At 33.0% G+C, this 26451-nt stretch carries 41 protein-coding genes and 1 pseudogene; 41 read left to right on the top strand and 1 reads right to left on the bottom strand.

All coding sequences use genetic code 11. The features are described 5' to 3' along the window. The first annotated feature begins 202 nt into the window (after window positions 1–202). The 36 genes and pseudogenes from rpsJ (at window position 203) to rpsI (ending at window position 18665) form a co-directional block, all read left to right on the top strand. Window positions 203–511: a 30S ribosomal protein S10 gene (rpsJ, locus tag WR164_RS02935; RefSeq protein ID WP_286136068.1), complete on the top strand. Its 309-nt coding sequence runs from the start codon at window positions 203–205 to the stop codon at window positions 509–511. Between the two features lie 32 nt (window positions 512–543). After that, entirely contained in the window at window positions 544–1218 is a 675-nt protein-coding gene (gene rplC / locus WR164_RS02940) for a 50S ribosomal protein L3 (RefSeq protein WP_286136069.1), read from the top strand. A gap of 17 nt (window positions 1219–1235) precedes the next feature. Continuing rightward, on the top strand, window positions 1236–1862 hold the full coding sequence (gene rplD, locus WR164_RS02945; RefSeq protein WP_286136070.1) for a 50S ribosomal protein L4: 627 nt from the start codon (window positions 1236–1238) through the stop codon (window positions 1860–1862). Then, on the top strand, window positions 1862–2170 hold the full coding sequence (rplW, locus tag WR164_RS02950) for a 50S ribosomal protein L23 (protein WP_286136071.1): 309 nt from the start codon (window positions 1862–1864) through the stop codon (window positions 2168–2170). Before rplD ends, rplW begins: the two co-directional genes overlap by 1 nt. Before the next feature lie 26 nt (window positions 2171–2196). Then, window positions 2197–3036: a 50S ribosomal protein L2 gene (gene rplB / locus WR164_RS02955; protein WP_286136072.1), complete on the top strand. Its 840-nt coding sequence runs from the start codon at window positions 2197–2199 to the stop codon at window positions 3034–3036. Window positions 3037–3123: 87 nt separating this feature from the next. Beyond that, complete coding sequence (gene rpsS, locus WR164_RS02960) at window positions 3124–3402, top strand: 30S ribosomal protein S19 (RefSeq protein WP_286136073.1); 279 nt, start codon at window positions 3124–3126, stop codon at window positions 3400–3402. 16 nt (window positions 3403–3418) lie between these two features. Continuing rightward, window positions 3419–3772 carry a 50S ribosomal protein L22 gene (gene rplV / locus WR164_RS02965; protein WP_286136074.1) on the top strand — a complete coding sequence of 118 codons (354 nt, stop codon included), beginning with the start codon at window positions 3419–3421 and terminating at the stop codon, window positions 3770–3772. 12 nt (window positions 3773–3784) lie between these two features. Continuing rightward, entirely contained in the window at window positions 3785–4456 is a 672-nt protein-coding gene (rpsC, locus tag WR164_RS02970; protein WP_286136075.1) for a 30S ribosomal protein S3, read from the top strand. Window positions 4457–4458: 2 nt separating this feature from the next. Beyond that, complete coding sequence (gene rplP, locus WR164_RS02975) at window positions 4459–4881, top strand: 50S ribosomal protein L16 (RefSeq protein WP_286136076.1); 423 nt, start codon at window positions 4459–4461, stop codon at window positions 4879–4881. Window position 4882: 1 nt separating this feature from the next. Then, window positions 4883–5083, top strand: coding sequence for a 50S ribosomal protein L29 (gene rpmC / locus WR164_RS02980; RefSeq protein ID WP_286136077.1), 201 nt, complete (start codon window positions 4883–4885; stop codon window positions 5081–5083). 25 nt (window positions 5084–5108) lie between these two features. After that, window positions 5109–5378 (top strand): 30S ribosomal protein S17, encoded by a 270-nt coding sequence (rpsQ, locus tag WR164_RS02985; RefSeq protein WP_286136078.1) that lies wholly within the window; start codon window positions 5109–5111, stop codon window positions 5376–5378. Between the two features lie 50 nt (window positions 5379–5428). Next, window positions 5429–5797 carry a 50S ribosomal protein L14 gene (gene rplN / locus WR164_RS02990; RefSeq protein WP_286136079.1) on the top strand — a complete coding sequence of 123 codons (369 nt, stop codon included), beginning with the start codon at window positions 5429–5431 and terminating at the stop codon, window positions 5795–5797. A gap of 35 nt (window positions 5798–5832) precedes the next feature. Continuing rightward, entirely contained in the window at window positions 5833–6141 is a 309-nt protein-coding gene (gene rplX / locus WR164_RS02995; RefSeq protein ID WP_286136080.1) for a 50S ribosomal protein L24, read from the top strand. A gap of 32 nt (window positions 6142–6173) precedes the next feature. Beyond that, the gene (rplE, locus tag WR164_RS03000; RefSeq protein WP_286136081.1) at window positions 6174–6719 is read left to right on the top strand and encodes a 50S ribosomal protein L5; all 546 of its coding nucleotides are present in this window, start codon (window positions 6174–6176) and stop codon (window positions 6717–6719) included. A 20-nt stretch (window positions 6720–6739) separates the two neighbouring features. Then, window positions 6740–6925: a type Z 30S ribosomal protein S14 gene (locus WR164_RS03005; RefSeq protein ID WP_286136082.1), complete on the top strand. Its 186-nt coding sequence runs from the start codon at window positions 6740–6742 to the stop codon at window positions 6923–6925. Between the two features lie 38 nt (window positions 6926–6963). Beyond that, the gene (gene rpsH / locus WR164_RS03010) at window positions 6964–7356 is read left to right on the top strand and encodes a 30S ribosomal protein S8 (RefSeq protein WP_286136083.1); all 393 of its coding nucleotides are present in this window, start codon (window positions 6964–6966) and stop codon (window positions 7354–7356) included. Window positions 7357–7386: 30 nt separating this feature from the next. Continuing rightward, a complete protein-coding gene (gene rplF, locus WR164_RS03015) occupies window positions 7387–7926 on the top strand; it encodes a 50S ribosomal protein L6 (RefSeq protein WP_286136084.1) in 540 nt (179 codons plus the stop codon). 45 nt (window positions 7927–7971) lie between these two features. Next, the gene (gene rplR, locus WR164_RS03020) at window positions 7972–8328 is read left to right on the top strand and encodes a 50S ribosomal protein L18 (protein ID WP_286136085.1); all 357 of its coding nucleotides are present in this window, start codon (window positions 7972–7974) and stop codon (window positions 8326–8328) included. A gap of 21 nt (window positions 8329–8349) precedes the next feature. Further along, a complete protein-coding gene (gene rpsE, locus WR164_RS03025; RefSeq protein ID WP_286136086.1) occupies window positions 8350–8853 on the top strand; it encodes a 30S ribosomal protein S5 in 504 nt (167 codons plus the stop codon). 14 nt (window positions 8854–8867) lie between these two features. Continuing rightward, entirely contained in the window at window positions 8868–9050 is a 183-nt protein-coding gene (gene rpmD / locus WR164_RS03030) for a 50S ribosomal protein L30 (protein ID WP_286136087.1), read from the top strand. Window positions 9051–9078: 28 nt separating this feature from the next. After that, window positions 9079–9510 carry a 50S ribosomal protein L15 gene (gene rplO, locus WR164_RS03035; RefSeq protein ID WP_286136088.1) on the top strand — a complete coding sequence of 144 codons (432 nt, stop codon included), beginning with the start codon at window positions 9079–9081 and terminating at the stop codon, window positions 9508–9510. Further along, on the top strand, window positions 9510–10826 hold the full coding sequence (gene secY / locus WR164_RS03040) for a preprotein translocase subunit SecY (protein WP_286136089.1): 1317 nt from the start codon (window positions 9510–9512) through the stop codon (window positions 10824–10826). The genes rplO and secY overlap by 1 nt, the downstream gene beginning before the upstream one ends. A 25-nt stretch (window positions 10827–10851) precedes the next feature. After that, the gene (locus WR164_RS03045; RefSeq protein ID WP_286136090.1) at window positions 10852–11526 is read left to right on the top strand and encodes an adenylate kinase; all 675 of its coding nucleotides are present in this window, start codon (window positions 10852–10854) and stop codon (window positions 11524–11526) included. 103 nt (window positions 11527–11629) lie between these two features. Next, window positions 11630–11848: a translation initiation factor IF-1 gene (infA, locus tag WR164_RS03050; protein WP_286136091.1), complete on the top strand. Its 219-nt coding sequence runs from the start codon at window positions 11630–11632 to the stop codon at window positions 11846–11848. A gap of 30 nt (window positions 11849–11878) precedes the next feature. Further along, window positions 11879–11995 carry a 50S ribosomal protein L36 gene (rpmJ, locus tag WR164_RS03055; RefSeq protein WP_286136092.1) on the top strand — a complete coding sequence of 39 codons (117 nt, stop codon included), beginning with the start codon at window positions 11879–11881 and terminating at the stop codon, window positions 11993–11995. Window positions 11996–12016: 21 nt separating this feature from the next. After that, window positions 12017–12391, top strand: a complete 375-nt coding sequence (rpsM, locus tag WR164_RS03060) for a 30S ribosomal protein S13 (RefSeq protein WP_286136093.1) — start codon at window positions 12017–12019, stop codon at window positions 12389–12391. Between the two features lie 30 nt (window positions 12392–12421). Beyond that, complete coding sequence (gene rpsK, locus WR164_RS03065; RefSeq protein ID WP_286136094.1) at window positions 12422–12793, top strand: 30S ribosomal protein S11; 372 nt, start codon at window positions 12422–12424, stop codon at window positions 12791–12793. Window positions 12794–12873: 80 nt separating this feature from the next. Then, window positions 12874–13824 carry a DNA-directed RNA polymerase subunit alpha gene (locus WR164_RS03070; protein WP_286136095.1) on the top strand — a complete coding sequence of 317 codons (951 nt, stop codon included), beginning with the start codon at window positions 12874–12876 and terminating at the stop codon, window positions 13822–13824. A 22-nt stretch (window positions 13825–13846) separates the two neighbouring features. Then, on the top strand, window positions 13847–14221 hold the full coding sequence (rplQ, locus tag WR164_RS03075) for a 50S ribosomal protein L17 (protein WP_286136096.1): 375 nt from the start codon (window positions 13847–13849) through the stop codon (window positions 14219–14221). 179 nt (window positions 14222–14400) lie between these two features. Beyond that, a pseudogene (locus WR164_RS03080) lies at window positions 14401–15153 on the top strand (energy-coupling factor transporter ATPase); the annotation flags it as partial. After that, complete coding sequence (locus tag WR164_RS08435; protein WP_507763363.1) at window positions 15148–15237, top strand: hypothetical protein; 90 nt, start codon at window positions 15148–15150, stop codon at window positions 15235–15237. The pseudogene WR164_RS03080 and the gene WR164_RS08435, both read left to right, overlap by 6 nt. After that, the gene (locus WR164_RS03085; RefSeq protein WP_286136098.1) at window positions 15207–16064 is read left to right on the top strand and encodes an energy-coupling factor transporter ATPase; all 858 of its coding nucleotides are present in this window, start codon (window positions 15207–15209) and stop codon (window positions 16062–16064) included. Before WR164_RS08435 ends, WR164_RS03085 begins: the two co-directional genes overlap by 31 nt. Before the next feature lie 4 nt (window positions 16065–16068). After that, on the top strand, window positions 16069–16872 hold the full coding sequence (locus tag WR164_RS03090; protein ID WP_286136099.1) for an energy-coupling factor transporter transmembrane component T family protein: 804 nt from the start codon (window positions 16069–16071) through the stop codon (window positions 16870–16872). A gap of 5 nt (window positions 16873–16877) precedes the next feature. After that, complete coding sequence (truA, locus tag WR164_RS03095; RefSeq protein ID WP_286136895.1) at window positions 16878–17675, top strand: tRNA pseudouridine(38-40) synthase TruA; 798 nt, start codon at window positions 16878–16880, stop codon at window positions 17673–17675. Window positions 17676–17815: 140 nt separating this feature from the next. Next, on the top strand, window positions 17816–18259 hold the full coding sequence (gene rplM, locus WR164_RS03100) for a 50S ribosomal protein L13 (RefSeq protein ID WP_286136100.1): 444 nt from the start codon (window positions 17816–17818) through the stop codon (window positions 18257–18259). Window positions 18260–18272: 13 nt separating this feature from the next. After that, window positions 18273–18665: a 30S ribosomal protein S9 gene (rpsI, locus tag WR164_RS03105; protein WP_286136101.1), complete on the top strand. Its 393-nt coding sequence runs from the start codon at window positions 18273–18275 to the stop codon at window positions 18663–18665. Between the two features lie 101 nt (window positions 18666–18766). On the opposite strand, the gene WR164_RS03110 is transcribed toward rpsI, so the two are convergent. After that, complete coding sequence (locus tag WR164_RS03110) at window positions 18767–19033, bottom strand: DUF2187 domain-containing protein (RefSeq protein ID WP_286136102.1); 267 nt, start codon at window positions 19031–19033, stop codon at window positions 18767–18769. A 127-nt stretch (window positions 19034–19160) separates the two neighbouring features. Between WR164_RS03110 and WR164_RS03115 the strand changes: the two genes are divergently transcribed. The 5 genes from WR164_RS03115 to WR164_RS03135 all read left to right on the top strand — a co-directional run bounded on the left by WR164_RS03115 (window position 19161) and on the right by WR164_RS03135 (window position 26417). Then, complete coding sequence (locus WR164_RS03115; protein ID WP_286136103.1) at window positions 19161–19739, top strand: xanthine phosphoribosyltransferase; 579 nt, start codon at window positions 19161–19163, stop codon at window positions 19737–19739. 33 nt (window positions 19740–19772) lie between these two features. Then, window positions 19773–20897: an ATP-grasp domain-containing protein gene (locus WR164_RS03120; RefSeq protein WP_286136104.1), complete on the top strand. Its 1125-nt coding sequence runs from the start codon at window positions 19773–19775 to the stop codon at window positions 20895–20897. Window positions 20898–20978: 81 nt separating this feature from the next. Further along, complete coding sequence (gene pcrA / locus WR164_RS03125; protein ID WP_286136105.1) at window positions 20979–23237, top strand: DNA helicase PcrA; 2259 nt, start codon at window positions 20979–20981, stop codon at window positions 23235–23237. Window positions 23238–23254: 17 nt separating this feature from the next. Then, entirely contained in the window at window positions 23255–25285 is a 2031-nt protein-coding gene (ligA, locus tag WR164_RS03130) for an NAD-dependent DNA ligase LigA (protein WP_507763359.1), read from the top strand. Window positions 25286–25301: 16 nt separating this feature from the next. Then, window positions 25302–26417 carry a CamS family sex pheromone protein gene (locus WR164_RS03135; RefSeq protein ID WP_286136106.1) on the top strand — a complete coding sequence of 372 codons (1116 nt, stop codon included), beginning with the start codon at window positions 25302–25304 and terminating at the stop codon, window positions 26415–26417. The last annotated feature ends 34 nt before the right edge of the window (window positions 26418–26451 follow it).

Genomic DNA, 26451 nt, shown 5'->3' on the forward strand with positions numbered 1-26451 from the left:
CCCTTGATTGATAAGCTAAAATTTAGTATTATGTAATAGTACTTGTTTAAGAGGAGGGCCTAGTGACCCTACTTTTAGATGGATAAAATTAAGCATTGATGTGGAAGGTTGCGACACACCCGGCCGCTTTGCCATGAGGGTGTGGCGGTAATTTCCACGGAGTTAGTCTTATTTTAAAAATAGACGAAGGAGGGAAAAGACAATGGCAAAACAAAAGATTCGTATTCGTTTAAAAGCATATGAACACCGTATTTTAGATCAATCTGCTGATAAGATTGTTGCTACTGCACAAAGAACTGGTGCCAACATTTCTGGCCCAATTCCATTACCAACAGATAGAACTGTTTATACACTTTTAGCTTCACCACATAAATTTAGTAAATCTCGTGAACAATTTGAAATGTTAACACATAAACGTTTAATTGATATTTTGAATCCAACACCCAAGACAGTTGATTCATTAATGAAGCTTGACTTACCAAGTGGTGTCGATATCGAAATTAAATTATAAAAATAAATTACATTAATATTGGAGGTGTACTCATGACCAGAAAAGGAATCTTAGGTAAAAAAGTTGGAATGACACAAGTATTCGACCAAAACGGTGAATTAGTTCCCGTTACAGTTGTTGACGTTACTCCTAATGTTGTTTTGCAAAAGAAGACTGAGGAAAACGATGGTTACAATGCAATTCAATTAGGTTTTGATGACAAACGTGCCGTTTTAAGTAATAAACCAGAAAAGGGTCATGTAGCAAAAGCTAAAACAACTCCTAAGCGCTTCGTTAAAGAAATTAAAAATGCCGACTTGGGAGATATTAAAGTATCAGATAAGGTTAGTGCAGATGTTTTCCAAGCAGGAGACGTTGTTGACGTAACCGGTATTAGTAAAGGACACGGATATCAAGGTAATGTCCATAAGGATAATCAATCTAGAGGTCCAGAAACACATGGATCTAGATATCATCGTCGTCCAGGTTCATTAGGTGTTATTATTAACCGTGTTGTAAAAGGAATGAAATTACCTGGTAGAATGGGTAATAACCGTGTTACAATGCAAAATCTTGAAGTTATTAAGACTGACACTGATGATAATGTTATCTTAATTAAAGGTAACGTCCCTGGTACTAGAAAATCATTACTTTTAGTTAGATCTGCTGCTCGTAGTTCTGCAAAACGAATTGCAAAACAAATCGAAAAAAGAAATTCTAATAAATAAGAAAGGAGGAACCGAAAATGACAAGTGTTGCATTATATAAACAAAATGGTAATAAAAATGGTAATTTGAATCTAAATGATGCCATTTTTAGTGTAAAGCCAAATAATAATGTTGAATTTGAAGCTGTTGTAATGCAAAGAGCTTCACAACGCCAAGGTACTAGTGCCGTTAAAAACCGTAGTGCCGTTAGAGGTGGTGGTAAAAAGCCATGGCGTCAAAAGGGAACTGGTCGTGCTCGTCAAGGTTCTATTCGTGCACCACAATGGCGTGGTGGTGGAATCGTATTTGGACCAACCCCACGTTCATATGGTTACCATCTTCCTAAGAAAGTTAGTCGTTTAGCTGTTAAATCCGCTTTATCTGAAAAGGTTGCCAATGGTGATTTAGTTGTTGTTGATGCTTTGGATTTTAAAGCTCCTAAGACAAAAGATTTTGAAGCTGTATTAGATGGCTTGAAGATTGCATCCGAAAAAACATTAGTTGTTTTAGAAGATGGCAATCAAAACGCAGCTCTTTCAGCACGTAATCTTACAAATGTAAATGTTATTAGTGCTAAAGGGGTAAATACCTTAGATGTATTACTTAATAATAAAGTTGTCATCACTAAGGCTGCTCTTTCTCAAGTAGAGGAGGTGCTCGCATAATGGAATCACGCGATGTTATTTTACGTCCGGTAATTACTGAATCATCAACTGCTTTGATGGATGATAAGAAATATACTTTTGATGTTGATCTACGGGCTACTAAAACTCAAGTAAAGAGTGCTGTTGAAGATATTTTTAATGTTAACGTTGTAAAAGTTAATATTATGAATGTTAGAGGTAAGTTAAAGCGTCAGGGACGTTACGTTGGTTATACCAAGAAGCGTCGTAAGGCAGTTGTTACTTTATCTTCTGATTCTAATAGTATCGATATCTTTAACGATAAAAATAAGAATAAGAATAACAAATAAATTTTACTAATTAGGAGGGAAATAACTTGGCGATTAAGAATTATAAGCCAACCACGAATGGTCGTCGTAATATGACTAGTTTAGACCATAGTGTTATTACTACTAGCAAGCCAGAAAAATCATTGTTAGCTGCTAATAAACATAAAGCTGGTCGAAACAATTATGGTCATATGACTGTCAGACATCATGGTGGCGGAAACAAACATTTATATCGTCTTATTGACTTCAAACGTAATAAGGATGGTATCCCAGCTACAGTTAAGTCAATTGAATACGATCCAAACCGTACTGCCAATATTGCATTAATCTTTTATGAAGATGGTGTTAAATCATACATTTTAGCTCCTAAGGGATTAAAAGTTGGCGACAAGGTTGAATCTGGTAAGGATGCAGATATCAAAATTGGAAATGCTTTACCATTAGTAAACATTCCAGTTGGTACCGTTGTTCATAATATCGAATTAAAGCCTGGTAAAGGTGGCCAATTAGTACGTTCTGCCGGTACTTCTGCCCAAGTTTTAGGTAAAGAAGGAAAGTATGTTCTTGTTAAATTGGCTTCAGGTGAAGTTAGAATGATTCTTGCTGTTAATCGTGCTACTATTGGTAGTATTGGTAATGAAAGTCATTCATTAGTTAACGTTGGTAAAGCAGGTATTAAGCGTTACTTAGGCCAACGTCCTCATGTTCGTGGTTCTGTAATGAATCCTAACGATCATCCACATGGTGGTGGTGAAGGTAAAGAACCAATTGGTTACCCATCTCCATTATCACCATGGCATAAGAAGACAGTTGGTAAGAAGACACGTTCTAAGAAAGCTCGTTCTAATAAGTTTATTGTTCGTCGTCGTAAACAATCTAAGATGTAATTTATGTTGCGGTTTAGATTAAATTGAAATAATTATAATTATAAAATTACTAAACAGTTTAAATTTTATATTTAAGGAGGCTGAATAATGGGTCGTAGTCTAAAAAAGGGACCTTTTGCCGACAAGCATTTATTGAAAAAAATTGATGCACAAAAAAATAGCGACAAAAAATCAGTAATTAAAACCTGGTCTAGAAGATCAACTATTTTTCCTAGCTTCATTGGTTACACAATTGCTGTCTATAATGGAAGAAAACATGTTCCAGTTTACATTCAAGATGACATGGTAGGACACAAGCTTGGCGAATTCGTACCAACTCGTACTTTCCATGGACATGCTAAGAGTGCTGATAAGAAAACTGTCTAAACAAGGAGGATAAATCATGGCTGAACAAGTTACATCAGCGAAAGCTACTGCAAGAACTGTTCGTATTGCCGCTCGTAAGGTTCGCCTTGTTGTTGATCTTATTAGAGGTAAAGGCGTGGGTGAAGCCAATGCAATTTTGAAGTTTACTCCAAGAAGTGCTTCTCCAGTTGTATCAAAGGTTTTAATGTCTGCTGTAGCAAACGCGGAAAACAATTTTGATTTAGATCGTGAAGATCTATATGTAAGTAAAGCAATTGTAAACGAAGGACCAACTTTAAAACGTTTCCGTCCTCGTGCTAAGGGTTCCGCTTCCCCAATTAATAAACGGACAAGTCATATCACTATCGTGGTATCTGAAAATAATAAATAGGAGGTATAACACGTGGGTCAAAAAGTAAATCCAACCGGATTACGTATTGGAATCACTCGTGATTGGGATGCAAAATGGTATGCTGATAAGGATTTTGCTGCTAATTTACGAGAAGATTTAAGAATCCGTAAATATATTAATAAACGACTTGCTGACGCTTCCGTATCAAGAGTAGAAATTGAACGTGCTGCAAAGCGTGTAAATATTTCTATCCATACTGCTAAACCTGGTATGGTTATTGGTAAAGGTGGATCAGAAGTTGAAAGTCTTCGTAAAGAAATCGATGCATTAACTGGTAAACGTGTTCACGTTAATATCATCGAAATTAAGAAACCTGATCTAGATGCTAAATTAGTTGCATCTAATGTTGCTAGACAATTAGAAGCTCGAATTGCATTTCGTCGTGCTATGAGACAAAGCATGCAAAGAGTTATGCGTTCAGGTGCTAAAGGTGTTAAAATTCAAGTTGCTGGACGTTTAAATGGAGCGGATATGTGTAGAACAGAATCTTACTCTAATGGAACAGTTCCTTTGCATACTTTACGTGCCGATATTGACTATTCAATTGTTGAAGCACATACTACTTATGGTACATTAGGTGTTAAAACATGGATTTATCGTGGTGAAGTATTGCCAAATAAGCCTAATAGTCCAAAGAATGATCGTAGAAGAGGAGGGAAATAAACATGCTAGTACCAAAACGTGTAAAATTCCGTCGTCAGCATCGTGGTAAGTTACGTGGTCATTCAAAGGGTGGTAACACAGTTGCTTTTGGAACCTATGGTTTACAAGCTTTAGATTCTCACTGGATTACTAACCGTCAAATCGAAGCTTGCCGTATTGCAATTACCCGTTATATGAAACGTGGGGGTAAAGTTTGGATTAAGATTTTCCCTCATAAATCTTACACTCAAAAAGGTGTTGGAGTTCGTATGGGTAGTGGAAAAGGTGCTCCTGCTGGATGGGTTGCACCAGTTAAACGTGATAAAGTTTTATTTGAAGTTGGTGAAGTTTCAGAAGAAACTGCTTTAAAAGCATTACGTCTAGCTTCAAATAAACTTCCAATTAGAACTAAGATTATTAAACGTAAGGAAGTAGGTGGCGAATAAAATGAAGGCTAAAGAGATTAGAGATTTAACTGCTTCTCAAATGCAAGAAAAAGAAGCCGATTTTAAGAAAGAATTGTTTAACCTTCGTTTTCAATTAGCTACTGGTCAATTGGAAAATACTGCAAGGTTAAAGCAAGTTCGTAAAAACATTGCACGTATTAAAACTATCGTACGTGAACGTCAATTAGAAAATAATAAGTAGAATACGATAAAAGGGAGGTTTAAGAATGAACAATAAGCGAAATAATCGTAAAGTTTATCGTGGTCGTGTAGTTTCAGATAAAATGGAAAAAACCATTGCTGTTGTTGTTGAAACTTATAAGACTGATCCTACTTACGGTAAAAGAGTTAAATACTCAAAGAAATATAAGGCAAATGATAAAGACAATTCCGCTAAAAAGGGCGATATTGTTGATATTATGGAAACTCGTCCATTATCAGCAACTAAACATTTCCGTTTAGTTAAAATTGTTAAAAAATCAATTGCTAACGCTTAATATTTAACTTTTGTCGTATTCCAATCAAATAGCGAAAGGGGGATATACCTTTGATTCAACAAGAAAGTCGTTTAAAGGTTGCTGATAATTCCGGTGCTAAAAACCTATTAACTATTAAAGTCTTAGGCGGTTCTAAAAGACGTTATGCCGGCATTGGCGATGTAATTGTTTGTACTGTAAAACAAGCAACACCAGGTGGTGTTGTCAAAGAAGGCGATGTTGTTAAAGCTGTTATTGTTAGAACTAAATCTGCTACTCGTAGAAAAGATGGTTCATACATTCGCTTTGATGAAAACGCTGCTGTTTTAATTAACAGTGATAAGAGTCCACGTGGAACCCGTATTTTTGGACCTGTTGCTCGTGAATTAAGAAATAACAACTTCATGAAGATCGTTTCCTTGGCTCCTGAAGTATTATAATAACTACTTTAAATTTTAAGGAGGTGCCAATATTAATGTTTATTAAAACTGGTGACAAAGTTCGAGTTATTAGCGGTAAAGATAAAGGTAAAGAAGGAACCGTTACTGGTACTAATGCCTCACAAAATCGTGTAGTTGTTAAGGGAATTAACATCGTTAAAAAGCATGAAAAAGCTTCACAATCTAACCCTAAGGGTGGTATTAAGAGTGTTGAAGCAGCAATTAACGCTTCTAATGTTATGTTGATTGATCCTTCAACTAAGAAACCAACAAGAGTTGGATACAAATTAGAAAATGGCAAAAAAATTAGAATTTCTAAAAAATCTAAAAAAGCCATCGATTAACTTTATTTATTAGGAAAGGGGGATTTCCTTCAATGGCAACTCGTTTACAAGAAGAATATAAAAATAAAATTGTTGGATCATTAGTTAAAAAATTTAACTACTCATCTGTTATGCAAACACCCAAAATTGATAAAATTGTTTTAAATATGGGTGTTGGTGATGCGGTTTCTAATGCTAAGAATTTAGATGAAGCCGTTTCAGAATTAACTCAAATTTCTGGACAAAAGCCTTTAATTACTCATGCTAAAAAATCTATTGCCGGATTCAGATTACGTGAAGGCATGGCAATTGGTGCTAAGGTTACATTACGTGGTAGCCGTATGTATGAATTCTTAGATAAGTTAATTAATGTTTCATTACCTCGTGTTCGTGATTTTCATGGTGTAAGTAATAAATCATTTGATGGTCGTGGAAATTATACATTAGGTGTTCGTGAACAATTAATTTTCCCGGAAATTAATTATGATAACGTTAACCGCGTTCGTGGCTTAGACGTAGTAATTGTTACAACAGCTGATACTGATGAAGAATCTCATGAATTATTGAGTGACTTCGGAATGCCATTTGCTAGAAATTAGTATTAAAGGAGGTTTTATACTTGGCTAGAAAAGCTTTAATTGAAAAAAGTAAACGTCCTGCAAAATTTTCTACTCAAAATTATACACGTTGTGAACGTTGTGGACGTCCACATTCTGTATATAGAAAGTTTCACTTATGCAGATTATGCATGAGACAATTAGCTCATAAAGGACAAATTCCTGGTATGAAAAAGGCTAGTTGGTAGAATTAAATTTTTTAATTAATAAGGAGGGTTCAAATTAAATGACAGATCCAATTGCAGATTTCTTAACTCGCATTAGAAATGCTAACATGGTACGCCATGATTCTTTAGAAGTTCCTTCTTCAAAAATCAAGCGTAATATTGCTGACATTTTAAAGCGTGAAGGATTTATTCGCGATTACGAATATATTGATGATGATAAGCAAGGCGTTCTTCGCTTATTCTTAAAATATGGTAAAAATAATGAACGTGTAATTTCTGGTTTAAAACGTATTTCTAAACCTGGATTACGATCATATGTTAAAGCTGATAGTGTTCCAAAGGTTCTAAATGGTTTGGGTATTGCAGTTATTTCAACTTCAAATGGTGTTATGACTGATAAAGATGCTCGTGCTAAGAAGATCGGTGGAGAAGTATTAGCTTACATCTGGTAAAAATTTTTAATAGAATTGGAGGTGTATTAAATGAGTCGTATTGGTTATAGAAAAGTTGTCTTGCCTGATGGTGTTGATGTTAAATCAAACGGTAATAATGTTACTGTTAAAGGTGCTAAGGGTTCATTGACACGTAGTATTTCGCCAGTTATTAAAATGAACATTAATGATAACGTTGTAACATTTGAACCAACTGTTAAATATGATTACAAGGTTCGTGCTTTACATGGTACCACTCGTGCTAATTTTAACAATATGGTACAAGGTGTTACTAAGGGATTCAATAAAACATTGAAATTAGTTGGTGTTGGATACAGGGCTCAATTAAAGGGTAAAACCTTAGTATTAAGCGTTGGATATTCACATCCAGTTAATATTGATGTAAATGATGATCTTGAAGTTAAAGTTCCTGACAATAGAACTATTCAAATTAGTGGCATTAATAAGCAAACTGTTGGTGATTTTGCTGCTTCGGTTCGTTCAGTTCGTTCTCCTGAACCTTATAAGGGTAAGGGTATTCGTTACGAAAATGAAGTTGTACGTCGTAAAGAAGGTAAAACTGGTAAGTAGATTTATATTTACTTACAAAATATTAATAATATAGAGGTGACTATTTTGATTTCAAAACCAGATAAAAATAAGATTCGTCAACGTCGCCATTTACGTGTTCGTAGAAAAGTTTCTGGTACAGCTGAATGTCCTCGTTTAGACGTATACCGTTCTAACAAAAACATTTATGCTCAAGTAATTAATGATGACAATGGTTCAACATTAGTTAGTGCCTCTACTCTTGATAAAGATGTAAGTGGTAATACAAAAGTTGAACAATCACAGAGCGTTGGTAAGTTAGTTGCTAAACGTGCTAACGACAAAAATATTTCAAAAGTTGTTTTTGATCGTGGTGGATACATTTACCATGGGCGTGTTGAAGCATTAGCTGATGCTGCTCGTGAAAATGGACTACAATTCTAAAAAAGGAGGAATTAACTGCGCATGGCTGAATTTATTAATCCGGACAAGTTAAATCTTGAAGATAATGTTGTATCAATTAACCGAATTACTAAAGTTGTTAAAGGTGGACGTCGTCTTAGATTCGCTGCTTTAGTTATTGTCGGTGATAATAATGGACATGTTGGTTTTGGTACTGGTAAAGCTCAAGAAGTACCAGCTGCTATCCGTAAAGCTGTTGATGATGGTCGTAAGAATTTAATTTCCGTACCAGTTGTTGGTACTACCATCCCTCATAAAGTTATTGGAGATTACAGTGGCGGAAAGATCCTATTAAAACCTGCTGAAGAAGGTTCTGGAGTAACTGCTGGTGGGGCTGTTCGTTCTATTATGGAACTTGCAGGTATCAGTGATGTTACTAGTAAACGTTTAGGATCAAATACCGCAATTAACGTTGTTCGTGCTACTTTTGAAGGTTTAGCTTCATTAAGGAATGCTGACGAAGTATCCGCATTACGTGGAGTTTCAACTCAACATTTAGCAGAATAAGGAGGAGTTAAAATATGGCTCAATTAAAGATTACTTTAACTCATAGTGTAACTCATCGTCTTCCTAAGCAACGTAAGATTGTTAAAGCCATTGGTTTGCACCGTATCAATAGTACTGTTGTTAAGCCTGATAATGAAGCTACTCGTGGTGCTTTACTTAAAATCGCACATTTGATTAAAGTAGAACAAGTTAAATAGTAGAATTAATTAAGGAGGTGTGTTTTTAATGAAGTTAAATGAATTAAAAGCTGCCGAAGGTTCTCGTTCATCCAAGGTTAGAAAAGGCCGAGGTCGTTCAAGTAAAGGTAAAACTGCTGGACGTGGACAAAAAGGACAAAAGGCACGTAGTAAGACACGTTTAGGTTTTGAAGGTGGACAAATGCCTTTATACCGTAGAATGCCAAAACGTGGTTTTACTAATATTAACCGTAAGGAAAATGAAGTTGTTAATTTAAATGCATTAAATCAATTTGATGATAATGCTGAAGTAACCCCAGAATCATTAAGAAAAGCTGGTTTAGTTAAAAACAATAAGGATGGCATTAAGATTCTTGGAACAGGTAAGCTTAATAAAAAATTATCTGTTAAAGCTAATCAATTTTCAAAGACTGCTAAGTCAGCAATTGAAAATGCCGGTGGCAAAACTGAGGTGATCTAATGCTATCAACCATAATAAACGCGTTTAAAGTAAAGAACATTAGACAAAAAATTCTCTTTACTTTAGGTGTCTTGATTATATTTAGAATCGGTGCATTTATTACCGTTCCTGGAATAAATGCTAAGGCACTTCAAAGCGTTTCTTCTTCTGGATTGGTTAGCATTTTAAACACCTTTAGTGGTGGTGGATTAACTAATTATTCACTATTCGCTATGGGTGTTTCCCCGTATATTACCGCACAAATTGTAGTACAGCTTCTCCAAATGGATATTGTCCCTCGATTCGTTGAATGGAGTAAACAAGGAGAGGTTGGACGAAGAAAGTTGAATAATGTTACGAGAATATTATCTGTTATTCTTGCTTTCTTTCAGTCGATCGGGATTACAGCAGGTTTTAATACTTTAAGTAGTTTAAACTTGGTTCAACATCCAAGCATATCTACTTATGTTAGTATTGGTTTAATTTTAACTGCTGGATCAATGTTAACCACATGGATGGGTGATATGATTACCGATCGTGGTATTGGACAAGGTGTTTCAATGATTATCTTTGCTGGTATCATTGCACGAACCCCTGTTGGAATTGAACAATTATATAAAGAATATATTGTTGGCCAAAGTGGCTCAGCATTATGGGAAGCAATTTTATTTGTAATTGCTTTGATTATTGTTGTTATTTTGATTGTTACTTTTGTAACTTGGGTTCAACAAGCTGAACGTCGTATTCCTATTCAATATACTAGAAGGGCTTCTAGTGCTTCCGATAATAGTTACTTACCATTACGTGTAAATGTAGCCGGTGTTATTCCAGTTATTTTTGCAAGTTCATTTATATCCACTCCACAGACAATATTAATGTACTTTGCAAGTAACCATTCTGGTGATACTTGGTATAAAATTATGTCGAATTTGTTTAATATGCAAACGCCAGCTGGAGCAACATTCTATACAATTTTGATCATTTTATTTACATTCTTCTATGCTTTTGTTCAAGTTAATCCAGAAAAATTAGCTAAAAATTTACAAAAACAAGGAAGTTATATTCCTGACGTTTGGCCAGGACATGAAACTCAAACTTATATTTCTAAATTATTAATGAGATTAAGTGTTGTTGGTTCATTGTTCTTAGGAATTGTTTCATTGATTCCTTTAATTGCTCAAAACGTATGGAATTTAGATGAATCAATTGGACTTGGCGGAACTAGTTTATTAATCGTTGTGGGTGTTGCAATTGACACGATTAGACAAATTCGTGGATTGATGATGAAACGTGAATATGTTGGTTTTATTAGATCACCACGACCAAGTAATTTATAAGATTGGTTATTAGGAGGTACTATTAATGGCAATTAATTTAATTTTATTAGGATTGCCTGGTGCTGGTAAAGGAACTCAAGCACAAGTTATTAAGGATAAATATAATATTCCACATATTTCAACTGGAGATATTTTCCGTGCTGCAATTCAAAATAAAACTGAAATGGGATTAAAAGCTAAGAAATATATTGATGATGGACAACTTGTTCCAGATGAAGTTGTATGTGGAATTGTTAAAGAACGTCTTTCTAAAGATGATACTAAAAATGGTTTTATGTTAGACGGTTTTCCAAGAACTCTTGATCAAGCTAAGGCTTTAGAGAAGATGGGTCCTGAATTAAATCGTTCAATTAATGTAGTAATTAATATTAATGTTAAACCAGATATTTTAGTAAAACGTTTGTCAGGAAGATTTATTTGCAAAACCTGCGGAGCAAGTTATCATAAAATTTATAAACGACCTAAGGTTGCTGGAACATGTGATGTGTGTGGAGGACATGAATTCTTTCAACGTGAAGATGATAAGCCTGAAACGGTTAAAAAGCGTTTGAAGGTTAATAAAAAAATGAATGCTCCTTTAATTGATTTTTATAAACAAAGACATTTGCTTCATGATATTGATGGTCATCAATTTGTTTCTGCTGATAAAAATATTCCCGCAGTTGCAAAAGACATTGATAATGTTTTAGATAAATTATAAAATATTGATATAATTTGTAGTAATCAACTTTATATGCTAAACTTCATGTTGATTATGTCTTTGATTAACGTATTTAAAAATCATTTTTTGAGGAGGTATTATTTTGGCTAAGGATGATGCAATTAAAGTTGAGGGTAAAGTTACTGAAACTCTGCCCAATGCTATGTTTCGTGTCGAATTAGAAAATGGTCATCAAGTATTAGCCCATATCTCTGGTAAAATTAGAATGCATTATATTCGTATTTTACCTGGAGATCGTGTAACTGTTGAATTATCACCTTATGATTTAACAAAGGGTAGAATTACTTATCGTTATAAGTAATTTGTTTTGATTTTTAGGAGGTTTATAGTTATGAAAGTACGTCCATCAGTAAAACGTTTGTGCTCAAACTGCAAGATTGTTAAGAGAAAGGGCCGCGTTTGTGTTATTTGCTCTAACCCTAAACATAAACAACGTCAAGGTAAATAAATTTATAGGAGGTGTAAATAAATGGCTCGTATAGCTGGAATCGATTTACCACGTGACAAACGTGTTGTAATCGGATTAACTTATATTTTTGGTATTGGTCAATCTAGATCTAAGGAAATTTTAAAGAAAGCTAAAGTTTCTGAAGATGTTCGTGTTCGTGATTTAACACCTGACCAACAAGATAAAATTCGTACGGTTGTTGATAACTATGAAATTGAAGGGGATTTACGTCGTCGTATCAAGATGAATATTAAAAACCTTCAAGAAATTGGTTCATACCGTGGTATGCGTCATCGTCGTGGTTTACCTGTAAGAGGACAACATACTAAAAATAATGCTCGTACTCGTAAGGGTAAAAAGGTAACTGTTGCTGGTAGCAAGAAAGTTACTCAATAAAATAAATAAATAAGGGAGGTTTTACTGCTTATGGCAAGAAAAAAAGCTAAAAAGAATGTTCAATCCGGAGTTGCACATATCCATTCAACATTTAATAATACTTTAGTTATGATTACAGATATGCAAGGTAATGCTATTTCATGGTCATCAGCTGGTGCATTAGGATTCAGAGGTAGTCGTAAATCAACACCTTTTGCAGCACAGATGGCTGCTGAAGCTGCTGCTAAAGCTTCAATGGAACATGGAATGAAAACTGTTCAAGTTGCTGTTAAGGGACCCGGTTCTGGTCGTGAATCTGCTATTCGTGCTCTTCAATCAACTGGTTTAGAAGTGGCTGCTATTCGCGATGTTACTCCTGTTCCTCATAACGGATCACGTCCTCCAAAGCGTCGTCGAGTTTAATAGTTTATTGTTGGAATTATTTTTCGGTGATAAATTATTTATTTTTGGAACTCAATGCGTTTTGAAAGGGGTAGAATAACATGCTCGAATTTGAAAAACCAAATATTCATAAAATTGACGAAACCGACAATTATGGGGAAGTTATTGTTGAACCATTAGAACGTGGATATGGTACAACACTTGGAAATTCGTTAAGACGAATTTTACTTTCATCAATGCCAGGTGCTGCAGTAACAAGTATTCAAATTGATGGTGTATTACATGAATTTACAACTATTAAAGGAGTTGTAGAAGATGTAACTCAAATCATTTTGAATGTTAAAAAGATTGCTTTAAAGTTAGATAGTGCAGAGGACGAAAAGAAGTCATTAGAAATTAATGTTAATGGACCAGCTAATGTCACTGCTGGAGACATTAAAGCTGATGGTGATGTTACTGTTCTTAATCCTGATCTACACATTGCAACCGTTGCTAAGGGAACTAACTTTCATATGCGTATGACCGCTCAACGTGGGCGTGGATATGTTTCTGCAGATGAAAATAAAGAATTAAATGATGGAATGCCCATTGGTGTTTTACCAATTGATTCTCTATATACCCCAATCAAGCGTGTTAATTACCAAGTTGAAGATACACGTGTCGGACATAGAGCTGATTATGATAAACTTACTTTAGATGTTTGGACTGATGGTTCAATTACTCCAAGTAAAGCTATTAGTCTTGCTGCTAAGGTTTTAACTGAACATTTGAAAATGTTTGTTGATCTTACTAAAGAAGCTAAAAATGCTAAAGTAATGGTTGAAAAAGAAGAAACCCATAAAGAAAAAGTGTTAGAAATGACGATTGAAGAATTAGACTTATCTGTCCGTTCTTACAATAGTTTGAAGCGTGCTGGAATCAACACTGTTCAGGAATTAACTAATAAATCCGAAAGTGACATGATGAATGTGCGTAATTTAGGCCGTAAATCTCTTGATGAAGTTAAGGATAAATTGAAGGCCCTTCACTTATCTTTACGTAAAGATGATTAACTAAAAAAGGAGGATATCTGTTATGCGTAAATTACAACGTCTTAGCGGTCACCGTCGAGCAACATTGCGTAATCTTACAACTGATTTACTTGTTAATGGTAAGATTAAAACCACTGAAGCACGTGCTAAAGATGTACGTTCAACTGCAGAACATATGATTACTCTCGGTAAACGTGGCGATTTAAGTGCTCGTCGTCAAGCTGCTGCATTTTTACAAAATGTTGTTGCTGATGTTAAAGAAGAAGATAATAAAGTAAAAGTTACTTCTGCTTTACAAAAATTATTTAATGAAGTTGCACCTAAATACTCTGACCGTAAGGGTGGTTATACCCATATGTTTAAGACCATGCCTCGTCGTGGAGACGGCGCTCAAATGGTTATTTTAGAACTTGTTTAATCACTTGTAATTTTATTATTTAAATAATATAAAATCACTAAGATTATTAGTATAAAGCGTTACGATGATGGAATATTCCAAGTCTAGCTTGAATGTGAATCTTTTTATTCACGCGCTAATAATCTGTTAGTGATTTTTTTATACATAAATTAATTTTTTTGAAGGGAATAAGAAAATCATTGAGTTTAATTAGTGTGAGCCACCTAATTTATAAATATAATCATCAGGATACACAAAATGCTTTAGATAACATTACTTTTAATGTTGATGAAGGGGAATGGTTATCAATCATTGGACCTAATGGTAGTGGTAAAAGTACGTTAGTAAAGGCCATTGATGGACTTATTCATATTAATAATGAAAATTCTGTTTTAATTAATGGTCAATCATATAATAAAAATGCAAATCAAATTAGATCTCAAATTGGAATGGTTTTTCAAAATCCGGATAATCAGTTTATTGCTTCAACGGTTGAGGACGATGTTGCATTTGGGTTAGAAAATCGTAATATTGATTTTAATAAAATGAAAACGATTGTTGAACAATCATTAAAATTAGTTGGAATGTATGAATATAGAGATTCTAAGCCAGAAAATTTATCTGGTGGACAGAAGCAAAGAGTTGCTTTGGCAGGAATTATATCATTAAAGCCCAGGATTATACTTTTAGATGAGGCAACTAGTATGTTGGATCCAAACGGTAAAATTAGCATGCTGAATTTAATTCGTAAAATTAAACAAAAATTTCATTTGACAATTATATCCGTTACTCATGATGTGAATGAGGTTGAATATTCTAACCAAACATTGATTTTAAAACATGGTAAAATAATTAATAAAGCACCTTCTAAAAGAATTTTGTTGGATGCTAATTTACTATGGAAGAATGGATTAGACATTCCATTTTATCGGAAATTAATTTATCAATTGAAGCAAAAAAAAATTCATGTTCCATCTAGCATTGTGAGTGAAAAGGAGCTTTTAAAATGGGTGATTCAATCGTCTTTAATGACGTAAATTTTAGTTACCATAGCAATGATCTATCACACCAAGCATTGAAAGATATAAATTTAAAAATCCCATATCATTCATTTACAGCAATTGTGGGTAAAACTGGGAGTGGTAAATCAACATTAGTTCAACAAATTAATGGTTTGTTAAAACCAACTTCAGGAACGGTAATGGTTGGTAATTCAATCATCTCAAATAAAACCCCTGATAAAAAATTATTTAAATTAAGAAAAAAAGTTGGAATCGTATTCCAATTTCCAGAACATCAATTATTTGAAGATACAGTTTTAAAAGATGTTTGTTTTGGTCCTAAAAATATTGGTTATAATGATAACGATGTAATGACTTTAGCTGAAAAGAGTTTACAAGTAGTTGACTTTCCTAAACGCTTATATGACCAATCTCCATTTAATCTATCAGGCGGACAAATGAGAAGGGTAGCTATTGCCGGTGTATTAGCTATGAATCCTAAAATCCTTATTTTAGATGAACCAACTGCTGGATTAGATCAAATCGGTAAAAGAAGCATTATGAACCTTATTTATAACTTATATTGCAAAAGAAATTTAACAATTATTATGGTTACTCATCAAATGAGTGATGTTTCTGACTATGCTGATCATGTTATTGTAATGAATAATGGTAAAATGGTTAAAATGACTACTCCTAGACTCTTATTTGAAAATTATAACCTTGTCTTACATAATAATTTAAGGATGCCTGAGGTGGTAAATTTTGCTTATCATTTAAAGCAAAATGGAGTGTCATTTTCTAAAATACCATTAAATATCAAAGAACTAACAACGTTAATTGTAAATAAATTACATCGATAAATGGGTGATTAGTACGAATAATTTTATTTTTGGTCGTTATATTCCTGGAAATGCGTGGATTTACAAAATGAATCCGATCATGAAAATTATTTTAACATTTTATTTTACGTTAATTGTTTTTTTAGCTAATAATTGGATTAGCTATGCTATATTATGGTTATTGGCAATTATATCAATTTACTTTTCTGGAATTAATATCAAAACATTTTTTAATGGCATTAAAGCAATTTTATTCATCATATTAATTACAGTCATAATTCAAATTTTATTTAGTGTTAATGGTAATGTGATTTTTAATTATGGTCCGATAAAAATCACTAATTTAGGAATTAAATATGGAATTTTCATTTTTTTTAGATTTACTTTAATTGTAATTGCATCAACTATCTTGACTTTGTCGACAAAACCATTGGCCATTGCGTATGGAATTGAGAAAATAATGAGTCCATTAAATAAGCTTCACTTTCCCGTTGAAGTTTTATCTTTAATGATTTCAATTGCATTAAGATTTGTACCGACTTTAATTGATGAAATTTCGAGTATTATAAAGGCTCAAAAAGCTCGCGGAGCTAATTTTAATAATGGTAATTTAATTAAAAGGGCAAATGCAATTGCTTCTATTTTTATTCCCTTGTTTTTAGTTGCGATGAATCACGCTTCTGACTTAGGAGATGCGATGGTTTCCAGGGGTTATAAAAGTAATGTCAAAAGAAGTCAATATCATCATTATCATATTAATCATATTGATTGGATAAGTTGTTTTACATATTTATTGTTTGGCGTATTAATTGTATTTATTAGGAAGTGATTCTAATATCAATTAGATATAAAATTATATTTAGTTATGATGGAACTAATTTTTGTGGCTTTCAAGTTCAACCGAACCAAAGAACAGTTCAGGGAGAAATAACTAAAGTCGTTAACCAAATTGCTAAAAATCCGTCTAAGCCAATAAAAATTTGTGGTTCTGGAAGGACAGATTCTGGAGTTCATGCATTAGCTCAGGTGGCACACTTCGATTTTCCATTTAAAATTGCATCAAATCATATGTTCAAAGCATTGAATAGTATGTTACCATTAGATATTGTAGTAAAAAAAGTTAATATTGTTTCAAAAGATTTTCATGCTCGTTTTGATGTTTCCGGGAAACGTTATATGTACCGAATTGATTTAGGACAGTTTCGCGATCCATTTAAACGGTTTTATACTGGTCATTGGCGTGGCAAACTTGACCTCAATAAAATTCAAGTTGCTTTAAATGATTTGATTGGAACTCATGATTTTACAAGCTTCGTTGCATCTGGATCAGAAGCTAGAAGCAACATTAGAACAATCTATGAAGCGACTTATCATTTAGATTCATCCAACAATGAATTAAGATTTGAATTCTATGGAAATGGTTTTTTATATAATATGGTAAGAATTATTGTGGGGGTTTTAGTTGAAATTGGATCTGGATATCGAGATGTTCATGATATTTTAAGACTATACCGGATTAAAGACAGGACACAAGCGAGAAGAACAGCGTCTCCCCAAGGATTATACTTAAAACATGTTTATTATGAATACGAAGATCCTAAGCATCCTACGAAATCATCATATAAAATATAAGAAAGTTAATCATGATTTTATCAATATTTTATTGACTTTAAGATAAATTATCGGTATTATGTAATTGGTATTGTTTGCCCCACGATAAGCCCCGGAAACTTATTTGGTATCGAACATACACAGAATATGGAGGAATTAAATTGCGTACAACATATATGGCTAAGCCAGGTGAAGTAGAACGTAAATGGTATGTTATTGACGCGGCTGATATTGAATTAGGTCGTTTATCAACAGTTGTTGCTTCTATTTTACGTGGTAAAAATAAACCTACTTTTACACCAAATGTAGATACTGGTGATAACGTTATTGTTATTAATGCAGCTAAGGTTGCATTATCTGGACGTAAAGCTTCTAGAAAGATTTACTATCACCATACCGGTTATCTTGGTGGTATTAAACAAATTAGCGCTGGCAAATTACGTGAAGTTAACCCACAAAGATTAGTTGAAACTTCAGTTAAAGGTATGCTTCCTCATGGAACATTAGGTCATAAAATTTTCTTAAAATTGCATGTTTATGCTGGTGCTGATCACAAGCATGAAGCACAAAAGCCTGAAAAACTAGATATTAAAAACCTAATTTAAGGAGGAAACTGAATTGGCTCAAGTACAATATAACGGCACAGGCCGTCGTAAAGATTCAGTAGCCAGAGTACGTTTAGTACCTGGTACTGGAAAAGTTATTATGAATAAAAAATCAATTGATGACTACATTCCATTCCCTAATTTAAGGGAAGTTGTTATGCAACCATTTAACGTTACAGAAACATTAGGAAATTATGATGTTTTAGTTAACGTTGATGGTGGTGGATATTCTGGTCAAGCCGGCGCCACCCGTCATGGAATTGCACGTGCTTTACTAAAAGTTGATCCTGATTTTCGTTCACCTTTAAAGAAAGCCGGATTATTAACCCGTGATGCTCGAATGAAGGAACGTAAGAAGCCAGGTCACAAGAAAGCTCGTAAATCTCCACAATTTTCAAAACGTTAATTTATTTGAATATAAATTTAAACTCCACTTTTATTTAAGTGGAGTTTTTTGTTTATTATAAAATAAAAAGATCCAATGCTTATTTTCAGCATTTGGATCTTTTACTTATTGTCATTATCCTTAGTTGTTTTTTTACTTTTACTACTTTTGGCGGCTTTAACAACCCTTAATTTTTTAGAACTAATAACAACTTTATTATGATATTTATCAATTACAGCTGGACTAGTTGATTTAAATGAAATAAGGAATGAGTGTGTGTATCCCTTTAAAATTGTGCCATTGTAATTTGTTTTTCCTAATTTAAAAGCAACTTTATCTCCAACATTAAATTTTGCTTGAAGAGGACTAACTTTTTTACTTCTTGTCAATTTTATTCATCTCCCGAAGTGTTCCTCTTGCAATATAACTAAATATTAATATTTTGTCAATTGAATACTCCAATTATTATTTAAAATGTTATGATATGATTAATGTTATAAAGGAGCGTTGTAATTCATGAATTTTTTAGAAAAACGAATTCAAAAGGATGGAAGAATTTTATCAGATAATACTTTAAAGGTTGATCAATTTTTTAATCATCAAATTGATCCTCAATTAATGAAGAAGGTTGGACAATCATTTGCTGATTATTTTAAAAATGATCAAATTACTAAAATTTTAACAATTGAATCATCTGGGATTGCACCGGCTTTAATGACTGGATTATACTTAAATGTTCCGGTGATTTTTGCTCGTAAACATAAAAGCGTTATTCAAAAAAATAATATCTACACTGCTAATGTCTATTCATTTACTAAAAAAACTAATAATACAATTAGTGTTAATAAGGATTTTATTAATTCAAATGACCGTATCCTTATGATTGATGATTTTTTAGCCAATGGATCTGCCATTAGCGGAATGATTGATATTATATCAAAAGCTAATGCAAACATTGGTGGTGCTGGGGTCGCAATTGAAAAGAAATTCCAAAAGGGACATCAGTATATTCAAAAAAACGGAATTAAATTCTTAGCACTTGCCAGTATTGCATCTTTAGATAATGGTAAGATAGCTTTTGCCCACTCAAAATAAAATTTTTATCAAAATAAAGGGTAGTGTTTGAATTTGATTAATAAAGCTTTACAACCTGGAGATACAATTGGAATAATTGGTGAAAGCATTGGGAATATTCATTTGATTATGGAAGCTAAACAATTGGGATTTTATGTTGGCATTTATACGCCAATTAAAATTTATCATAATCAATTAGCTGATTTTTGTATTATTGGTGATTTGGGTGACAAACAAAAATTAAAAGTATTTGCTAAAAAATGCGATATTGTTACCTATTCTTCAGCTAATATATCATCAAATACAATTAAATATATGGAACAGTATACAAATGTTCCACAACATTCAACAATGTTAGACATGATTCAAGATCGATTGATAAAACAATCATTTTTTGATCAAATTAATGTAAATACGGCCCCTTACGAAACAGTAGTTAATTTGAATGATTTATATCATGCTATTAATTCAATTGGATATCCAGCAATTTTAAGGCCAATTCAACGCGATTTTAATCATGGTAAGCAACTATTGATAAAAAATCAATTGGACATTGCTAAGGCTGATATTTTACTGAATTATGGTACATATGTTTTAGAATCTTATATTCCCCATAACAAAACATTTTCTGTTATTTCAGCAAATAATAGTTCTAATCATCAGTCTGTATCGTTTCCGATTATTCAAAATGAAATTGTCAATGGTAAAATTCAAACAGCATTTTCACCAACCACTGTTGATCCCTTAATCACTGATGAATTAAAGCGGATTGCACGAAAAATAACCAATAACATTCAATATGATGGAATTATAGAAATATCATTAATTTTGGGATCCAACGATAATATCTATGTTCATAATGTTAATCCCTTCCTTTCAACTTCTAGTTTTATTTTTGATCATGCTAACATTAATGAATTTCAAATGTACTTGCGTGCTATTTCAGGGATGCCATTAACAAAAATTAAATTATCTAAACCAACGATTTTACAATCTTTTAATCAAAATCAATGGAGAATTTTAAAAAAACAATGGCCATTTCCAAACAATTGGCAGTTTATTTTTTACAATCGGATTGATCAAAACCTAAAAAATGTTCAAGGCCATATTTTGATTGAGTCAAATTCTTCCGTTAAAAATGTTTTAAAGGATATCAAAAATACTAAAGCATGGGATTAATCGCTTGAATTTTATATTTGTCATTTTAATTTATGACTTTATTATATGATATAATTACAATGTATAATTATTTAGAGAGGAATGGAGTTTTACATGCCCAATATTCTAACCGGACTTAATAGTAAACAAAAAGAAGCCGTTCTATGCACTGAAGGTCCATTGCTAATAATGGCTGGTGCAGGAAGTGGTAAAACGCGTGTTTTAACTCATCGGATTGCATATTTGATTAAAGAAAAAAATGTAATGCCTTGGCATGTATTAGCAATTACTTTTACTAATAAAGCTGCTAATGAAATGCGAAGTAGAATTAATCAATTGCTGGGTAGTAGTGGTGATGATGCCTGGGTTTCAACATTTCATGCTCTAGGTGCAAGAATTTTAAGACGTTATATTGATAAATTAGGATATAGTCGCTCATTTACGATTTCAGGGGTAAGTGAACAAAGAACGTTAGTTAAGCACATTATGTCTGAATTAAATCTCGATCCTAAACAAAATAATCCTAAATCAATCTTAGCTGAAATTTCTAATGCTAAAAACAATTTAGATGATGCTGAACATTATAATAATAAGTTTGGCGATTCTAATAATCCAAATAAAAAAGTTACTGCACAAGTATATTTAAAATATCAAAAGGAATTAAAACAGAATCAATCAATTGATTTTGATGATTTAATTATGCTGCCAATTAAAATATTAAAACAATTCCCTGATATTTTAAGTTATTATCAGGATAAATTTAGATATATTAATGTTGATGAATATCAAGATACTAACGAAGCTCAATACCGTTTAGTTAACCTGTTGGCTAAAAAGTATCAAAATATATGTGTTGTTGGGGATGCTGACCAAAGTATTTATGGTTGGCGTGGCGCCAATATGAATAATATTCTTGATTTTCAAGACGACTATCCAAAAGCTCATGTCACTCTGATGGAGCAAAATTACCGTTCTACTAAAACAATTTTGGATGCTGCTAACTCAGTTATTAAAAATAATGAAGGTAGAAAACCCAAAAAATTATGGACCGAAAATGATAGTGGTAAGAAAATTTCATACTACCGTGGACAAAATGAACACGATGAAAGTTATTATGTTGTATCTCAAATTAAAAATCTAAAAAACAAACAACATTTATCATATAATGATTTTGCAGTTTTGTATCGAACTAATGCTCAATCACGGGTAATTGAAGAAACACTTTTAAAATCTAATATTCCATATAACATTGTTGGTGGAAACCGTTTCTATGATCGTAAAGAAATTCAAGATATTTTAGCTTATTTAACAGTTTTATCTAATCCTGATGATTCAATGAGTTTAACCCGAATTATTAACGTGCCTAAAAGAAAGATTGGACCATCAAGTGTTGAAAAATTAAGAATTTTTGCAGAAGATAACCATTGGAATATGTTAAAAGCTGCCCAGAATATGGATATTAATAACGATGTTTCTAACCGAATTAAAAATTCAATTGGCAGTTTTGGAGCAATTATTTCAAAATTACAATCTGAAGTCGACAATCTTTCTGTTACCGATCTAACAAGGAAAGTATTAAAACAAACTGGTTATTTAGATTCACTTAAATTATCTAAGTCATTAGAATCAAAAGCTAGAATTGAAAATATCGAAGAATTTCTTTCGGTAACTCAACAGTATGATACTAAGCATCAAGATGATGACTTATCTGGACGCTTATCTGATTTCTTATCTGATTTGTCATTAGTATCAGCTCAAGATGATGTCGATGAAAAATCTCCTCAGGTTACATTAATGACTTTACATGCTGCTAAGGGACTAGAATTTCCGGTTGTCTTTATGATTGGAATGGAAGAAGGCATTTTCCCATTGGCAAGTGCTAATGATGATCCATCCGAATTAGAAGAAGAAAGACGTTTAGCATATGTTGGAATCACTCGTGCTCAAAGAAAATTGTACTTAACTAATTCATATTCAAGGATGCTATATGGAAGGATGCAAACTAACCCTGAATCTAGATTTATTAAGGAAATTGATCCTAGTTTAATCCATTCTGATAATAAACAATCTGAATTAAATCATAAAATCCCATTTGCTAATTCAATCCAGCGGAATCGATATCAACGCGCTAACCAATCAATATATCATCGTCCTGATCAAGTGGTTGAGAAGCCCAAAGAAACCGGGGCTAATCATAAAGATTGGCAAATTGGTACCAAAGTACGTCATAAAGCATGGGGTGTTGGTACCGTTGTTAAAATTGAAGGAACAGGGGATGATATGGAATTAGACATTGCTTTTCCTTCAAAGGGAATTAAAAGGTTGCTTGCTGCTTTTGCACCAATTAATAAAATTAAGTAGATAAAGGAGGAATACCTTTGTCAAATAATAATCAAAAGGCAATTCAAACTTTGAACCATTCTGATGCTTCAAAGACGATGGCTAAATTACGTCATCAATTAAAACAATGGAGTAATCAATACTATGTTCATGATAAACCGAGTGTTGATGATTTTATTTATGATCGTGCCTATGAAAATTTAGTTACACTTGAAAAAAAGTATCCTGATTTAATCACGCCAGATTCACCTACTCAAAGGGTCGGCGGAAAAACCTTGCCTGGTTTTCAAAAAGTTAGACATCAGATTCCACTCCTTTCTCTGGGAGACGTATTTTCCAAACAGGAATTATCCGATTTCGTTACTAACTTAAGACAAGAATATCCTGATGATACTGAATTTAATTGTGAACATAAAATTGATGGTTTATCAATTTCTTTAAGGTATGAAAATGGACGATTAGTTCAAGGATCAACAAGGGGAAATGGGCACGTTGGTGAGGATATTACCCAAAATTTGCTTACCATCCCATCAATTCCTAGAAAGTTAACAAGGCCAATTAATATTGAAGCACGTGGCGAATGTTATATGCCTAAAAAATCTTTTTTGACATTAAATCAATACCGTGATCAAAATGGTGAATCTGTTTTTGCTAATCCCAGGAATGCCGCTGCTGGAAGTTTGAGGCAGCTAAATCCTGCAGTCACTGCTAGGCGTCATTTAAGCACTTTCATGTATAATGTTGCTGATTACAATGATTTAAAGACTAATACTCAAAGTGGCCTGTTAGAAGAACTAAGGGAACTAGGCTTTACAATCAATCCTAACTATGAAGTTGCCCATAACATGGATGATATTGATCGATATGTTACTAAATGCACCGAGCAACGATCTAAATTACCATATGGAATTGATGGCATTGTAATTAAAACCAATCGACTTGATCTACAAATGAAAATTGGCCATACCGTTAAGGATCCAAAATGGGCGATTGCGTATAAATTCCCGCCGGAAGTAGTTCAATCAAAAGTGTTAGGAATTGATTGGACTGTAGGAAGAACGGGAATTGTAACCCCAACCGCTAAAATGAATCAAGTTGTCTTAGCTGGTAGTCGGGTCTCAAGAGCTTCATTACATAATCCTGATTACTTGAAGGAAAAGGATATCCGAATTGGTGATACAGTTAATTTGCATAAAGCTGGAGATATTATTCCGGAAATATCAGAATATGTTCCTGAAAAAAGGCCATCAAATAGTAAACCTTATCCAATTCCAGTAAAATGTCCTTCATGTGGAGCTAAGCTAGTTCATTTGGATGGGGAAGTTGCATTAAGGTGTATTAATCCAAAATGTCCCGCCCAATTAATTGAACAAATGAATCATTTTGCATCTAGAAATGCGATGGATATTGATGGTTTAGGACCTAAAATTGTTCACCAATTGTTTGATAAAAATATGGTTGAAGATGTTGCTAGTTTATATCACTTAACTCATGACCAATTAATGCAATTAGATAAATTTGGTGAAAAATCAACTTCTAATTTATTGACTGCAATTAAAAATAGCAAAAGTAATTCATTAGAGCGATTATTATATGGTTTAGGAATTAGACATGTTGGTTCTAAGGCGGCACGCTTAATTTCAGAACATTTTAAGACGATGGATAAAATTATGAATGCTGATTCTCAATCTATCGCTCAAATTAATTCAATGGGGGATATTATTGCTGACAGTGTTGTCACATACTTTAGGAATCCGTATGCAAAACAGTTGGTTAGCGAATTGAAATCGTCCGGTCTTAATATGAAATATGTAGGGCGTCATCGTGTTGCTAATTCATATTTTAATGGAAAACGAATTGTTCTAACTGGAACCCTTTCTAAAATGACAAGGAGTGAGGCGAGTCGCTGGTTAGAAAATCGTGGTGCACATGTTACCAGTAGTGTTTCTAAAAAGACTGATATTGTTATTGCTGGAACTGATCCTGGTAGTAAATATGGAAAAGCACAGTCACTTAATATTTCAATATGGAATGAAGATTATTTCCTAAAACAAATTAATAATCAATAGTGGGAGGAACGATCCTTTGAAAAAGCTAAAATTAATTTTAGCAGTAGCATTTAGTTCATTACTATTAGCTGCTTGTGGAAATTTGAATGGAATGTTATCAGGCGGTAGTAAATCTTCAAGTGCTACTACCCAATTAACTGGTCAAGCTAATCATGGCGATTACCAAAGTGTTATCAAAAATGGTCGCTATTTAACTAGTAAGTCACGTGGCGTTAATATTCAACAAAATGATAATCAATTTAATTTGAAAAGTTTTGAAAATGGACTTTTAGATGTATCTAAAAAGCAATTCCCAACTAATAAATATATTTTCCAAGAAGGACAATATATTTCGACTAATGAAGCTTATAAGTGGTTGGGACGAAAGAGTAAGAGTAATCCCCAAGGATTAAACCCATCTGGGAAAGATACGAAAGTTCCATTATATTTACAACAATTAGATGAACAAGATTTCTTAGTTCAAAATGGTAATTCTCTTAAATTAAAAGGGATGACCGTTGGATTAGGAATTAATTCTGTTTATTATTACACTAAAGAAAAATATGGTTCCACTTATCAGATGAATTTGAATGATGAAAAAATTAAACAAATTGGCAAAGCAATGGCTAGCCAAATTTTAAAACGGTTAAGGTCTAATTCTAAATTAAAGAATATTCCAATTGTAATTGCGTTATATAAACAAGCTCCAGATGATAGCTTAGTTGGTGGTAATTTCTTTGCTTATTCTTCTAATAATGGTTCGAATATCAATAGCTGGAATTCAATTAATGAAAAGAACTACGTCTTTCCAATTCAATCCGGCTCTAAGGGTCCTAATAATAATGACCAAAGTGAATTTACCAACTTCAAAAATGATGTCCAATCATTCTTTCCAAATTTAAATGGTGTAACTGCTCAAGCACATTATGTTGATGGATCACTTAGTGGGATGCACATTTCAATTACGACTCAGTTTTATAGTCAAACCGAAATTACTAGCTTTACTCAATATTTGAAGACTGCGGCTCAGAAATACTTACCTAAAAATATTCCAATTGATATCAGTGTTAATTCAAGTGAAGGAACCGAAAGTTTCTTGTCAAGAAGTTCCAGTAGTAATAGTTTTACTTATCATGTTTTCAATAGTTATTAAAATGTAGTATTTTATTTATAAGGGAAGAAGGAAT

It is taken from the genome of Philodulcilactobacillus myokonensis (assembly GCF_027923585.1).
GTDB lineage: Bacteria > Bacillota > Bacilli > Lactobacillales > Lactobacillaceae > Philodulcilactobacillus > Philodulcilactobacillus myokonensis.

What these genes read in the sequence shown, in the direction of transcription:
- rplO (WP_286136088.1), top strand. Translation starts at nt 9,079, where the DNA reads ATGAAGTTAAATGAATTAAAAGCTGCCGAAGGTTCTCGTTCATCCAAG.
- rplQ (WP_286136096.1), top strand. Translation starts at nt 13,847, where the DNA reads ATGCGTAAATTACAACGTCTTAGCGGTCACCGTCGAGCAACATTGCGT.
- rplV (WP_286136074.1), top strand. Translation starts at nt 3,419, where the DNA reads ATGGCTGAACAAGTTACATCAGCGAAAGCTACTGCAAGAACTGTTCGT.
- secY (WP_286136089.1), top strand. Translation starts at nt 9,510, where the DNA reads ATGCTATCAACCATAATAAACGCGTTTAAAGTAAAGAACATTAGACAA.
- rpsE (WP_286136086.1), top strand. Translation starts at nt 8,350, where the DNA reads ATGGCTGAATTTATTAATCCGGACAAGTTAAATCTTGAAGATAATGTT.
- pcrA (WP_286136105.1), top strand. Translation starts at nt 20,979, where the DNA reads ATGGAGTTTTACATGCCCAATATTCTAACCGGACTTAATAGTAAACAA.
- rpsJ (WP_286136068.1), top strand. Translation starts at nt 203, where the DNA reads ATGGCAAAACAAAAGATTCGTATTCGTTTAAAAGCATATGAACACCGT.
- rpmJ (WP_286136092.1), top strand. Translation starts at nt 11,879, where the DNA reads ATGAAAGTACGTCCATCAGTAAAACGTTTGTGCTCAAACTGCAAGATT.
- rpsS (WP_286136073.1), top strand. Translation starts at nt 3,124, where the DNA reads ATGGGTCGTAGTCTAAAAAAGGGACCTTTTGCCGACAAGCATTTATTG.
- rplP (WP_286136076.1), top strand. Translation starts at nt 4,459, where the DNA reads ATGCTAGTACCAAAACGTGTAAAATTCCGTCGTCAGCATCGTGGTAAG.
- rpmC (WP_286136077.1), top strand. Translation starts at nt 4,883, where the DNA reads ATGAAGGCTAAAGAGATTAGAGATTTAACTGCTTCTCAAATGCAAGAA.
- WR164_RS03045 (WP_286136090.1), top strand. Translation starts at nt 10,852, where the DNA reads ATGGCAATTAATTTAATTTTATTAGGATTGCCTGGTGCTGGTAAAGGA.
- rplF (WP_286136084.1), top strand. Translation starts at nt 7,387, where the DNA reads ATGAGTCGTATTGGTTATAGAAAAGTTGTCTTGCCTGATGGTGTTGAT.
- rplD (WP_286136070.1), top strand. Translation starts at nt 1,236, where the DNA reads ATGACAAGTGTTGCATTATATAAACAAAATGGTAATAAAAATGGTAAT.
- rpsQ (WP_286136078.1), top strand. Translation starts at nt 5,109, where the DNA reads ATGAACAATAAGCGAAATAATCGTAAAGTTTATCGTGGTCGTGTAGTT.
- WR164_RS03070 (WP_286136095.1), top strand. Translation starts at nt 12,874, where the DNA reads ATGCTCGAATTTGAAAAACCAAATATTCATAAAATTGACGAAACCGAC.
- rpmD (WP_286136087.1), top strand. Translation starts at nt 8,868, where the DNA reads ATGGCTCAATTAAAGATTACTTTAACTCATAGTGTAACTCATCGTCTT.
- rplC (WP_286136069.1), top strand. Translation starts at nt 544, where the DNA reads ATGACCAGAAAAGGAATCTTAGGTAAAAAAGTTGGAATGACACAAGTA.
- WR164_RS03085 (WP_286136098.1), top strand. Translation starts at nt 15,207, where the DNA reads ATGGGTGATTCAATCGTCTTTAATGACGTAAATTTTAGTTACCATAGC.
- rplW (WP_286136071.1), top strand. Translation starts at nt 1,862, where the DNA reads ATGGAATCACGCGATGTTATTTTACGTCCGGTAATTACTGAATCATCA.
- rplE (WP_286136081.1), top strand. Translation starts at nt 6,174, where the DNA reads ATGGCAACTCGTTTACAAGAAGAATATAAAAATAAAATTGTTGGATCA.
- rplX (WP_286136080.1), top strand. Translation starts at nt 5,833, where the DNA reads ATGTTTATTAAAACTGGTGACAAAGTTCGAGTTATTAGCGGTAAAGAT.
- WR164_RS03115 (WP_286136103.1), top strand. Translation starts at nt 19,161, where the DNA reads ATGAATTTTTTAGAAAAACGAATTCAAAAGGATGGAAGAATTTTATCA.
- rpsH (WP_286136083.1), top strand. Translation starts at nt 6,964, where the DNA reads ATGACAGATCCAATTGCAGATTTCTTAACTCGCATTAGAAATGCTAAC.
- rpsK (WP_286136094.1), top strand. Translation starts at nt 12,422, where the DNA reads ATGGCAAGAAAAAAAGCTAAAAAGAATGTTCAATCCGGAGTTGCACAT.
- rpsM (WP_286136093.1), top strand. Translation starts at nt 12,017, where the DNA reads ATGGCTCGTATAGCTGGAATCGATTTACCACGTGACAAACGTGTTGTA.